The 12,623-nt window shown below is 36.6% G+C and carries 12 protein-coding genes and 3 pseudogenes; 1 reads left to right on the top strand and 14 read right to left on the bottom strand.

Features of this window, described 5'->3' with window-relative positions; translation table 11 throughout:
• Positions 1 to 21: 21 nt before the first annotated feature.
• The 7 genes and pseudogenes from WQ54_RS11035 to WQ54_RS11005 form a co-directional block, all read right to left on the bottom strand.
• Complete coding sequence (locus WQ54_RS11035; protein ID WP_046516292.1) at positions 22 to 888, bottom strand: hypothetical protein; 867 nt, start codon at positions 886 to 888, stop codon at positions 22 to 24.
• Between the two features lie 27 nt (positions 889 to 915).
• Entirely contained in the window at positions 916 to 3,336 is a 2,421-nt protein-coding gene (locus WQ54_RS11030) for a heavy metal translocating P-type ATPase (protein ID WP_046516288.1), read from the bottom strand.
• A gap of 87 nt (positions 3,337 to 3,423) precedes the next feature.
• Positions 3,424 to 3,664, bottom strand: a pseudogene (gene copZ / locus WQ54_RS11025) (copper chaperone CopZ).
• Positions 3,665 to 3,761: 97 nt separating this feature from the next.
• A complete protein-coding gene (gene copZ, locus WQ54_RS11020; protein ID WP_046516285.1) occupies positions 3,762 to 3,968 on the bottom strand; it encodes a copper chaperone CopZ in 207 nt (68 codons plus the stop codon).
• A 16-nt stretch (positions 3,969 to 3,984) separates the two neighbouring features.
• Entirely contained in the window at positions 3,985 to 4,332 is a 348-nt protein-coding gene (locus WQ54_RS11015) for a metal-sensitive transcriptional regulator (RefSeq protein ID WP_046516283.1), read from the bottom strand.
• A gap of 98 nt (positions 4,333 to 4,430) precedes the next feature.
• Positions 4,431 to 5,138 carry a M48 family metallopeptidase gene (locus WQ54_RS11010; protein ID WP_046516280.1) on the bottom strand — a complete coding sequence of 236 codons (708 nt, stop codon included), beginning with the start codon at positions 5,136 to 5,138 and terminating at the stop codon, positions 4,431 to 4,433.
• A 401-nt stretch (positions 5,139 to 5,539) separates the two neighbouring features.
• The gene (locus tag WQ54_RS11005; protein ID WP_046516278.1) at positions 5,540 to 5,788 is read right to left on the bottom strand and encodes a hypothetical protein; all 249 of its coding nucleotides are present in this window, start codon (positions 5,786 to 5,788) and stop codon (positions 5,540 to 5,542) included.
• Between the two features lie 208 nt (positions 5,789 to 5,996).
• Between WQ54_RS11005 and WQ54_RS32555 the strand changes: the two are divergent.
• Positions 5,997 to 6,110, top strand: a pseudogene (locus WQ54_RS32555) (NAD(P)H-binding protein); the annotation flags it as partial.
• A gap of 602 nt (positions 6,111 to 6,712) precedes the next feature.
• Here WQ54_RS32555 and WQ54_RS34645 read toward each other — a convergent pair.
• From WQ54_RS34645 to WQ54_RS10980, 7 genes and pseudogenes are all read right to left on the bottom strand, one after another.
• On the bottom strand, positions 6,713 to 6,769 hold the full coding sequence (locus WQ54_RS34645; RefSeq protein ID WP_231597505.1) for a hypothetical protein: 57 nt from the start codon (positions 6,767 to 6,769) through the stop codon (positions 6,713 to 6,715).
• A gap of 356 nt (positions 6,770 to 7,125) precedes the next feature.
• Positions 7,126 to 7,212 (bottom strand): annotated as a pseudogene (locus tag WQ54_RS34640) (endonuclease V); the annotation flags it as partial.
• Positions 7,213 to 7,215: 3 nt separating this feature from the next.
• Positions 7,216 to 8,070, bottom strand: a complete 855-nt coding sequence (locus tag WQ54_RS11000) for a MurR/RpiR family transcriptional regulator (RefSeq protein ID WP_046516276.1) — start codon at positions 8,068 to 8,070, stop codon at positions 7,216 to 7,218.
• A 91-nt stretch (positions 8,071 to 8,161) separates the two neighbouring features.
• Positions 8,162 to 9,238 (bottom strand): Gfo/Idh/MocA family protein, encoded by a 1,077-nt coding sequence (locus tag WQ54_RS10995; protein WP_046516273.1) that lies wholly within the window; start codon positions 9,236 to 9,238, stop codon positions 8,162 to 8,164.
• Positions 9,235 to 10,221, bottom strand: a complete 987-nt coding sequence (locus WQ54_RS10990; protein WP_046516270.1) for an ROK family protein — start codon at positions 10,219 to 10,221, stop codon at positions 9,235 to 9,237. Before WQ54_RS10990 ends, WQ54_RS10995 begins: the two co-directional genes overlap by 4 nt.
• A gap of 15 nt (positions 10,222 to 10,236) precedes the next feature.
• Entirely contained in the window at positions 10,237 to 10,938 is a 702-nt protein-coding gene (locus WQ54_RS10985; protein ID WP_197089582.1) for an N-acetylmannosamine-6-phosphate 2-epimerase, read from the bottom strand.
• 102 nt (positions 10,939 to 11,040) lie between these two features.
• Positions 11,041 to 12,594, bottom strand: coding sequence for a DUF4127 family protein (locus tag WQ54_RS10980; protein ID WP_046516269.1), 1,554 nt, complete (start codon positions 12,592 to 12,594; stop codon positions 11,041 to 11,043).
• Positions 12,595 to 12,623 lie beyond the last annotated feature (29 nt).

The raw sequence follows: 12,623 nt of genomic DNA, 5'->3' as shown, positions 1-12,623 counted from the left end.
TTCCCCTTTGTTCTTCCTTATTTATTTGACCTCTATCACAAATGGATAGGTATTAACCTTACCTCCAAATTTAAATTCTCCCCATATTTTGTAGATGCCGGGCTTATCAAATTGTGTTTCAAATTGAGTCTCTTCTTCTGATGAAGGGTGCACATGAACAAATTTCTCACCCTTTTCATCCAAAATCACAACATGGCCTAAAGCCCCCAGGTAGGGCTCTGGTGTATTCCCTTTCGTATCAAAATTTAACGTAACATCTTTGTTTATTCCTAACTCTGTAGTTGTTAATTCAACTGTCTTTTCATTGATTATTTTAGTTAAGTTTGTATCAACCTTTAGTGAATTTTCCTTATGATCACCATGACCTTCTCCGACATGCAGTTCTATTGGACTAACTTTATAAGCAAGGTTTTTTGGTTTAATATCAACAAACGCTTTATAAGAGTTTTCAGGTAGATCGAATGTTAGAGTATATCTGCCATTTCCATTTTCCTCAGGATGTAAATGGTAATAATCTTCCAGGTCAGCACTTACTATAATTAAATGCATAATCTTTTCATGAGAAATTTCTAATTCCGGTGAATCTTGGTCTTGATCCTTCACATCTATTGCCATTAATCCATCTTCATATTTTACGTTTGTAACTACTTCACTTTCTGTAGGAGCTTCATGAGCTGAATGCTCATTACCATCGCTTCTTTGGCCGGTATGATTATCGTTATGTGCTTGTTCATTAAGAGATTTATCCTCACTAACATTTGCTGTTTCATGGGTTTCACCGTGATCGTCATCATTGTCCAAGTTTGCATATACGGTGTATCCGCCAATTATCACCCCAAGATATACAATGGCTGAAATCGCCCAAGTCAAAATTGATTTTTGTTTCATAAAAACACTCCTCTTTTTTTAGATCGATTATCCTTTTAATTTAATCCGTTGTAATCTGAGTGCATTTAAAACAACTGAAACTGAACTAAATGCCATTGCTACTCCTGCAAGCCATGGTGCCAAAAAGCCTAGTGCTGCAATTGGAACGCCTAAAGCATTGTAAGCGAAAGCCCAGAATAGATTTTGCTTGATATTTCGGATTGTCATTTTACTCATAAAGATGGCATCAGCAATACTAGTTAAGTCTCCTCTAATTAAGGTGATGTCAGCAGCCTCCATAGCTACATCTGTACCCGTACCAATAGCCATTCCAATATCTGCTGTAGCTAATGCCGGAGCATCGTTAATACCGTCACCGATCATCGCCACTTTCTTCCCTGCTTTTTGAAGCTTTTTCACTTCCTCTGCTTTTCCTTCTGGCAGAACTTCTGCAATTACATGCTCAATTCCAACCTCATTTGCAATGGCTTGAGCTGTTTGCTGGTTATCTCCTGTTATCATCACAACCTCAAGACCCATTTTTTTCAACCTATCAATCGCTTTTTTTGAGGTTTCTTTAATTGTATCTGCGACAGCAATCACTCCTGCAAATTGATGATCAATTGCGACTAGCATTGCTGTCTTACCTTGCTTTTCTAAGGTTTCCATCTTAGGTAACATATTCGTTACATCAATGTTATTTTTCGCCATAAGTCGGCGTGTACCTATAAGGACAGATTTGCTTTCAACTTTAGATTCAATTCCAAAGCCAGGAATGGCTTCGAAATATTCAGAGCTTCCTAGTTCAATTCCCTTTTCTTTAATGCCATCAACTATTGCCTCTGCTAAAGGATGTTCAGAATTTCGTTCTGCTGAACCGACTAACCTTAAAAATTCATTTTCTTCAAATCCATTTGCAAGAATCACATCTGTGAGTGTTGGTTTTCCATTTGTTACAGTTCCTGTTTTATCAAGAATCACGGTATCCAATCGATGAGTCGTTTCAAGATGCTCTCCGCCTTTGAACAAAATTCCAAATTCAGCAGCACGTCCTGATCCTGCCATAATTGACGTAGGAGTTGCTAAGCCTAGAGCACATGGACAAGCGATAACTAATACGGCAATTAACTTTTCAAGAGCTATCGCAAACTCTCCAGGGCTTACTACAAAATACCATACTAGAAATGTCACAATGGCTATCCCAACAACAATTGGTACAAAAATTCCTGAAATAACGTCAGCTAAACGTTGGATTGGCGCCTTTGATCCTTGAGCTTCCTCGACAACTTTTATGATTTGCGCTAAGGCAGTTTCCTTTCCTACCTTTGTTGCTTTTACCTTTAAAAATCCGTTCTTGTTAATAGTTGATCCTATAACTGTATCTCCAACTGTTTTATCAACAGGAATACTTTCACCAGTAATCATTGATTCATCAAGGGCAGATCTTCCTTCAACAATCTCTCCATCTACAGGCACCTTTTCACCTGGCTTCACATAGACGATATCACCAGCAATTACTTCTTCGATAGGCACATTTAATTCTTGCCCATCTCTAAAAATTGTGGCCGTTTTTGCTTGCAAACCCATGAGCTTCTTTATCGCTTCAGATGAACGTCCCTTTGCTTTTGCCTCAAACAGTTTCCCTAAAATAATAAGTGTAATTAAAACTGCACTTGTTTCGAAATATAATTCCACCATATGAGAGACAGAGCCAATTGATAAAATGCTTAAGTAGATACTATAGAAATAAGCTGCAGACGTTCCAAGTGCAACCAGGACATCCATGTTTGCACTTTTATTCCTTAATGCTTTATAAGCTCCTACATAAAATTGACCGCCTACTAAAAATTGAACTGGAGTAGCAAGCGCAAGTTGAACCCAAGGATTCATAAACATTTCAGGAAGCCATATAAAAGACGTAAATTCAAAATGACTGACCATGGCCCATAGTAAAGGTAAGGATAAAATAGCTGAGAAAATAAATTTCCCTTTTTGCTTTTCAATTTCTTTTTGTCTATAATCAACATTTTCACTTTTATCCTCTTGCTTTTGCTCTAAACGATAGCCCAATTTTTTAATGGCTTCCTTCATATCCAAGATCGACACTTCATCGGGATTGTATTCTACTTGAGCCGATTCTAAAGCGAAATTTACAGTCGCGGTTTGAACACCATTTAACTTATTTAAACGTTTTTCAATTTTATTAGCACACGCTGCACACGTCATACCGCTTATATCAAATTCAGCTTTTTCACTTACCACTTTATATCCTAAAGCTTTCACTTTTTCTTTCAATTGATTTACATTTGCTTTAGATGGATCAAATGTTACTTTTGATTTTTCTAATGCGAAATTTACATTGGCATCTTCTACACCTTCGATTTTTTTGAGTCCTTTTTCTATTCTCACTGCACAAGCTGCACATGTCATACCAGCTATTTGAAGTGTTGTTTCTTTTTTATCACTCACACTTTACACTCCTTTAAACCACATACTATAGTGGGGTATATTTTTTTGGGAATAAAACGTGCTGATGGGACAGCACGTTTTTTCTTCTTAATGACAGCTTTGACCTTTAGGTGATTTACTGAATGATACATCATAACCCTGATCTTCTATAACGTCAGTAATTTCCTTTAAGGAAATCACACTTGAATCAAAATGATACATCTACTTTTTCTTCATTTAAGTGAACCTCTACAAACTGAACGCCATTTAATTTTCCCACGTTTCCTTCAATTGAATTCACACAATGCCCACATGACATTCCTTTAACAACTAATTTTACATTATCCATTTTAAACTCCCCTTTTTTATTTATTTTACCATACCCTGGTATAGTATATTTTAGGTGAAAAGAAATCGTGCTTTTAGTGCACGCTTTTTATTACAATTTATTGAACATCATAACCTTGATCGTCAATTGTTTCCTTGATCTTATCAAGAGTTACCTCATTTGGGTTAAATTCCACTAGAACTGTTCCTGAATCCAAGTTTACTTTAACATTGGTAACTCCTTTAAGTTCCCCAACACTTCCTTCAATCGAGTTAACACAATGGCCGCATGACATTCCTTTTACATTCAAAGTTACATTTTCCATTTCAAAATCTTCTCCTTTATTTTTTCATCAATTTTTGAATAGTTACCATTACCTCATCAAGAATCTCTGTATCTCCTTCTTGAATTTTCTCTAAAACACATGTCTTCATATGACCTTCAAGTAAAATTCTGGCGACACTATTTAATGCAGATTGAGTTGCAGCTATTTGAGTAATAACATCATCACAGTAGGTATCTTTTTCAATTAATCCTTTTATTCCTCGAATTTGTCCTTCAATTCGATTTAATCTTGTTACTAAATTATTCTTCACTTTATCTGAGTGATGGCTTTTTCTTCCACCGTCTGATGAGCAGCATTGATCGATTTCAACAATATTATCATGCTTTTCTGAAGCTATCGACATTGCCTCACCTCCTTAACCAAATAATACTATACCCCACTAGGGTATGTAAAGTGTTTTTATTCAAAAAATTTATAAAGGGTATTTGACATGACTTTCCTCTAAACATTCATTTTCCAATTTATTAAAGCCAGCCAGTTCTCTTTTTCCTTGTAGTCCGGCATTATTTTTCCAACAAGGCGCCAGAAGGAACGGTCGTGATTGAGATGGACCATGTGACACATTTCGTGAACGACCACATAGTCAATGACCTCACGCGGTGCCATTGCCAGCCTCCAATTAAAGGTTAATTGTTGTTTTGAATCACAAGTTCCCCATGTCGTTTTACTGTCCGTAATTCGTATCGATCGTGGTTTTGGTTTGAAGTAACTTTGATAAGAAGAGATACTCTTTTCCACCAATGCCTTACACTGCTGGTAATAAAATCGTTTTAATGCTTGTTTTATTTTTTCATCTTCCAACTGCTTTACATAGATATGCAGCTCTTTTCCTTCAAACATAACATGGTCTTGCGTTATAGTTAGATCCTGGATTATCCTGATTGGATATGTATTACCCAAATAAAGAAAGCTCTCCTCATTCTCATAGATCTTTTCCTGTGGCCCATTCATCCTATCCTTCATTTCTTTTAACGTCTGCTGAATGAAATCCCATTTCTCCTCTAATGCCTGAAGTACTCTCTCATCCGGTGTCCTTTTCGGAGCCTGGACTTCAATTTCCCCATAACCATTAATCGAAATTCCTATGGACGTTCGGTTCTTGTACTTGATCACAAATTGTATTGTTGTGCCTAAGTAAGTATGTCTCATGTTATCACCTGTATTTTATAGATAGTCTTTTTTAGAAGTTTCATATGGTGTCAAAATTGAAATTTTTAACAATCTGAACCTTAACTCTCTCTAATCTATTTGAACCCATTTATCATTACCATTCTCTAGTACTACAATCATTTCATTTAAGTTTTAGAATTATGTTCTTGCTGCTTTTCTACAATAAAAACAATCTACAAAGAATTGAGAAAAGTAGTTAAGTCAAAAGACACCTGGAATTCTTTCTTTTAGTGTTCCTGTTATATGCTTCCTTTCCTGTGCCTCTTATTCGGTTACATAGCAAAAATAGCTTCAAAGATACAATTAAAAATTGCTATGAATACACTATTCATTTCTAGTTAACATAAAGCTTCTTATAAGCAACTGTTAGTTAAATAATATTAAAATTGACTACTGTCACACCCGCACTCATATTCCTTGAAGTTATATTCTTTGTATAGTCTAAAATCTTTAAAATCACTTGTATCCGATTCATAAACTTTTACCAAGGGAGCAACGTCTACCTTTGCCAATTCCCTTATTTGTTTATCCAAATCCATAGTTGAATCTATATTATATTCGTTCATATCTAAATAAATATTATTGTGTTCACAAACCTCATACGTCCCTGCAAAAAAATACTTTTTCATAATTCTACTCCTAAATTTTTTTGTTACCCTATTATACATAATTCTTGTTGAGCTCCCAAAGGATCGAATCTTAAGAAGCCTGCTAGCTGCATAAAAAAGAGGGAGTTTATGCAATCTCTTTTTAACTAAAGCTACCATTTAGTTGAACAAGACAATAAAATAACTTTTATAGTAAAATATTAGTATTTGTAAAAGGAGCCTCATTCTTATGAATATTTTAATTTTAGGTGCAACTGGACGAGTTGGAAGTCAAATAGTTACTTATGCCCTTCATGACAGACATCATGTTACTGTATTAGTTCGTACTCCAGAGAAGATTCAAATAAAAAATGACAAACAAAACAAAGAGTGAATGACTTTGTTATATGATAAACATTCGCTCTTTTTTGTTATACCAGATAGCAATACCTTCTTCTTTAATTGAAAGTTTCCCTTTTATATCCCTTTTTCAATTTTTACTATCACTCATAAGTACAACCACAATGTATATTCAGAACAAAATCCCCTCCTTTGCAGAGTGGGATTTTGTTAAATAGTTCTTGTAAACTTATCTTTTTACCGCTAAGGCAATCTCTACTACTTCCTCTGGTGATAAGTCCTCACCATTCCAAAAAATTAAGTCACTAGGCGCAGGATGAGGGGCATTGTCTTTCTAAAATTTAGTTAATCAATTATTCATGACAAGCTTCAACTGACAACACAAAATAGCAAATTCAATCATGAGCATTATGTTTCTTTTAATGCTTTTCTTTCCTTTTCAATCATTTCATCTTTAGTTATAATAATAGTAGAAAAAGCATAAATTAAAAAGACTGTTTGGTGCTGTAACACCAAACAGTCACACAATAGCCAGGTTCCCTTCAAGAGGGATCAGCGATGTTGGAAAATAACCCGCCCTATCGCCGTCTAAAGCTCAAGGGCGGGTTATTTTTTGTCTTTAAAAGATATGATAGACAACACCAAACTGGCAAATGCTATCATTAGCATTAACGTTTGAAATACTGTCATCACAAGCATCACCCCCTTTCCTTCTGGGGTAACACTGACCACCCTTGAGTTTCCTACCTATTGTAAAAATATTATACCATATAACAGAACGTTTGTTCTGTAGGTAATTTGGATACATTCCAAAACTATTCATTTATCTTAAATGTTTTTTATAAAGTTTCTATTGAGAACCTCATATTTAGCTGAAAAGATTTCCTTTACTTCTATTATAATCGGAGTAAAGCCTTCTGCTGCCATTCTCCGGCAAGCAACGTGTTGACCTGCTTAAGGAATGAAAAAACCTAGCTAATTTTTGCTAGGTTTCACTGTTTATGTTTATCTAGTAGTATTTATTTTCTCACCTTATGTGTTTCGATATCTACCAACCTAATGGGTATAGGTAAACGGCTCTCTTTATTGATACAGTTCATGACGATAATTTAATACATTTTATTCAAAACAGCTTTTGCCGTTTTTTCAATTGATTCAATGCTTTTCTTCTTCTGCTTAAGACCAATCAGCGTTATTAAAATTTCTAATATTTGCAGTTGGGCAATTTTTGCACTAAAAGATCCGCCTTGTAGTGGAGCCTCCCGAGCCGCGGCTAATAAAGTGATATTTGCATGAGTTGTAATTGGTGAGAGAGCATAGTTTGTTAAACAAATGATATGGGCGTTATTGGCTTTTGCAATTTTGATTGCTTCAACAATATCCTTCGTACTCCCAGATGTTGATATGCCGATGACAACATCATCTTTTGAAACAAGGGATGCACTCATGGCCATAAAATGAGAATCCGACACTGCTTCCACATTTAAGCCAAGTCGCATGAAGCGATTTTTCAAATCCATTGCTGTAATTCCAGATGATCCGACGCCATACATATAAATTTTTTTTGCTTTTAAAATGACATTTGCCGCCATTTCTAATTTATCTTTTTGGACTAAATTGAATGTATCCTCTAAGATTTGAATATTTTGAGTGGTGATTTTTCTAGCCATGATATCAGCACTATCTTTTTCATCTAACTTACCGTGTACTAGTTCTTCCGGGCTTACTAAGTTTTGTGCAACAGTCAGCTTGAATTCCTGAAAGCCCTTGAAGCCTAATTTTCTACAGAAGCGTATGACCGATGTTTCGCCAACACCAGACTTTTCTGCCAAATCTGTCACAGACGAATAAACCGCTTCATGTGGATCTGTTAAAACAAAATCAGCCACTTTCTGTTCTGCTTTTGTTAGTGATTTATAAATACTTGAAATTAATACGATTGGGCTGGATTTTACTGCCTTCATGTATTGTATTTCTCCTTTAACTAAGGTAATTACTACATCATACTATTACTTTCGCTCATTTTATGCCTGAAAAAGTTACATTATATCCCTATTATTTAACCTTTTGATAGAAGGAATCTAATAGAATTTCTTGATTTTGTTTTGATGATTCCGTAATACCCTCCAACATTCTTAGTACCTCTGCACCTTGCTCTGCTGGAATTAAAGGAGTAGTTCTCTTTTGGACACAGGAAACAAAATGGTTGATTTCATCCTTCATAGGATTATTTTTCGAAACATCCAGTTTCGCTTCAGTGAAAAATTGCTCTACTTCGGAATAATAGCAAAGCGGGTCTAATGAAACTCCGCCTTCTGTACCATAAACATCGATTCCAATCGCATCATCTTGTGCCCCATTCATTGCCCAACTGACTTCAAGATTCATAACAAGACCTGATTTAAAACGAATGAGTGCTGCAGCAAAATCCTCTACATCAAATACTTCATTTTTACGATTATATGGGTTAGATGATTCCCAACGACCTAATAGCTTAGTATTATAACTGCCAATTCCTTTCTTTAAAAATCCTGAAATCTTTTCAGCTTCAGGTTGGCCAAGAATCCACCATGCAAGATCAAGTGCGTGTACCCCAATATCCATTAAAGGACCGCCGCCAGAACGTGAAAAATCACTAAACCAACCTGTTGGAGTTCCTCTTCTTCTTAAAATTTTCACTTTCGCATAATAAATTTCACCAAGTCGATTGGCTTCTACAATTTGTTTTAGTGCTTGTGATTCATTGCGGAAGCGATGTGTCATGCCGACCATACAAATACGATTTTGTTGTTCTGATCGTTCGACTAATTCCTGTGCTTCCTGATAGGAAGTTCCAATTGGCTTTTCAACTAAAACATCAACACCATAACCGATTGCTAACTTTGCAAGTGCGATATGTGCATCATTTGACGTGCAGATGCTTACGGCATCAAGCTTTTCATTTTTCAACATTTCTTCTGCATCACTGTATACCTTCGAAACATGATACTTCGCAGCCATTTGTTCGGCTCTTACTACGTTCGTATCCGCAAATGCAACTAACTCCACATCTGTATTTTGCTGATAGTTTGGCAAGTGACCATGTTCTGCAATTGTTCCAGTTCCAATAACGCCAATTTTTACTTTACTCATACTTCCTCCTCAAATGTTGGATGATGGTTCATCCATGATTGAAATGCCGCTCCAACAAGACCTGCTTCATTTCCTAGCTTTGCAAGTTTAATTGTTACGGGCTGTACCAGCGATTTCATTCCTAAGGATCTTACCCTTTTTTCTACTAAATCTCTGAGCCAATCTCCATCCTCCATCACACCGCCGCCAAGCACAATTGTCGTTGGATTAAAGGAATGAATCAAATTAACAATGCCAAATGCTAACCCTTCAACCATCTCATCTATGACAGATTGAGCAAGTTCATTTCCTTCCTTCGCCCATTGAACTACATGTTTACTCGTTATTTCTGCTTCATTTACCGTTACTAGCTCCATGCTGCTGCAAGTAGTTTGATTCATTTTCTCTCTCATTAAGCGCGCAATTCCTGTGCCAGAACAATACACTTCAATACAACCTTTTGAGCCACAGTTACAGTCAGGCCCATTGAAATTAACGGATAAATGACCTAGTTCTGCTCCGCCGCCCCAAGCACCGCGGATGATATTTCCACTTGAAATCACACCGCCCCCAACACCTGTACCAAGTGTCAGAAAAACAACATCCTCTTCCCCTTTGGCTGCACCAACTTTACTTTCTGCCAACGCAACGACATTTGCATCATTATCAATCCAAATAGGCAGCTTAATGATGGATGAAAGTTTTTCGCGAAGCGGTATATCATTCCAGTTCAAAATATTTGTTGTGCCTGAAACAACCCTTCCATTTTTAACATCTATTTGCCCAGCTGTTCCAATGCCAATTCCAGCAAGCTCCCAATTAGAAACGTTTGCAATTTCTTGGAAAGAGGTAATCATTTCTATTAAGCTTGAAATGATTGCCTCCCCTCCTTCTTTCGGAGTCGAAACAATTGATGACTTTACAATTTCACCATTTTTATTTACGATCCCACCTGCTATTTTCGTTCCGCCAATATCAATACCGATACTAAAATCCTTTGCCAACTGATCTCCCTCTTTCTAAGACTGGTACTGGCACTCTTCCAAGGCATCTGCAAAGCCCTTTGTGATAAGCTGAGGTCTCGTAATTGCCGATCCTACAACAACGGCAAAAGCACCTCTTTCAAATGCCTCTTTAGCCTCACTAGGAGTTGAGATTCTCCCTTCCGCAAGTACTGGTATTTCACATTTTTTAACTAAATCCGAAACCAATTGAAAATCTGGTCCTTTAAGACTTGGACTATATTCGGTATATCCTGATAGTGTAGTAGATAGTATATCAAATCCAAGACGAACCGCTGCGATCCCTTCGTCAACCGTTGAAACATCCCCCATAATCAGGGCAGATGAGTGAGTACGTATATAAGTGATAAGTTCTTCTAGTAATACACCATCTGGCCGCCTTCTTAATGTTGCATCCAGCGTAATAATATCTGTGCCAGCTTCTATTAACTCTTTTACCTCTTTTAAAGTTGCTGTAATATATACATCACTATCTTGGTAATTACGCTTTACGATACCAATGACAGGCAAGTTCGTTTCTTTTTTAATCGCCATGATATCTTCTTTACTATTGGCACGGATGGCTGCAGCTCCTCCTTGCTTTGCTGCTTTCGCCATTTTCGCCATATAACATGATCCATGGAGGGGTTCGCCATCTAATGCTTGACATGAAACAATTAATTTTCCTTTTATTCCATTTAGTATGTTTTTCTTCTCCATTTTCTGCCCCCTTTATCTGTACGCAAATTTTCGTAAGATCAATTGATTTTTGGATAAAAAACCTTTATTTTTAGTACTTCAAAGGATCTCACAATAAAATGGTTACTTGCTTGATATCGTTGTATTCTTGATTGTCAAATCAAAACCTAATTCAAACATCCGATCCCATGGCAGTACAACATGTTTCAACTCAATTGCTTCATTTGGAAGATGCTTCTCAACAAAATCATGTAGCTTATTTTCGATAATAGTCTGAATTTCTTTTTGATGATTTCCTAGATTGAAATATGTCGCACCAAAGTTTGGTAAATCCTCGTTCACTACATTTTGGCGAACAAGTGCCTGATAACCCCAATCTTCTACTAATCTTGTATAATAAAAAGTTTTACTTGCAAGGTTTTCACGATCATCCATTTGATCATAATAAGAAGCAATCATTGCGTGCGCATTTACAGTTCCGATTGTATTTCCAGATGTATTCCAGCCTGCATAACAGCTAATTTCTTTCAATAACCCTTTTTTCGAGATCGATTTCATCAGTGCAGTATCACTGCCATTACAAGTAGCGACATCTGCTAAAGCAACAAACTTTTGCTGTTTTAAATAAAATTCCATGACCCTTACAAATTCTTGCAGATGAACCTCAGAGAAATAAGTAGAATGCCTATCTTTATAAGAGCCTTGTTCCGCTGCCTCATTTTCACCAACAGCTGGTGAGTTGACCATTAAAATCACATCAGAATCACTCGAATGGTCGATGAGTATCCCCCCAGATGCTGTAATATGTGACTTAATACTTTCATTTAAACTGCGGTCTTCATATTTCGGAATGATCGTTGGTCCCTTCGTAGAAGAATACCTTACAAAGATACGCGGGATGTAATCCTTCACTTCACAAAAGACTTTTGCAAAAATCGTGCACCCAATTTCATCTGCTCCTGGATAGATGGAAACCCGATCAAATAAATTAAGTTCTTCGACACGGTAAATTAATTTCCTTTGTTCCTTTGGTGTATAGCCATATTTGGAGTTATCATCTAGTGGAATAATGAGCAAATCAAGCGTATCTTCCTTCACCAAATCAATTACCTTGTGATTGATAGAGGCATTTACTTCACGACGTCCAAGAAAGTCTGCTAAAATGTCTGCTGGGACCTTTTCGTTTTTAATCATTTCTAATTCTTGCGTTTCCTCAGCATCCAGCTCCTCGCGTTCCATCTTGTCAGTTAACCAGCCATAACGGAAGATTTCACGTCCATGCAATTGATAGTAGTCCGGTTCTTCCTCACTGCTGCTATAAGCCGGCGTTCGCATAATTAAATTGAATCCATATATTTTTAGATACGGATTCGCCTTTTTTATTTCATCTAAAACGTTTAATCTCTTCATGCATTCTTCTTTCGATAAGTGATGCAATCTTGAAGGGACAATTCCTCCGAAAACAAGCATATCAATTGAGATGATTAAATATTCAGCATCCTTTGTTTCATGAAAAAGCCATTCTTTCATCCGATTGAAATCTGCCGGCTGTTTTTTTCTGCCAAAAAAGAGGATATCCGGAACAATCATGTCAAGATCCGTGATAGCAGCCAGCTGTTGTGGAAAGATGAAATTAACCGGTCTCTCATCTAACGGCAAGTAAACAACTTTCACCATATTATGACTCCTTTCCTTCACCTTTTTAA

The organism is Bacillus sp. SA1-12 (genome assembly GCF_000981385.1).
GTDB lineage: Bacteria > Bacillota > Bacilli > Bacillales > Bacillaceae > Metabacillus.
Note: the sequence above shows the minus strand (reverse complement) of the source record. Positions and strands in the feature narration are given on the sequence as shown.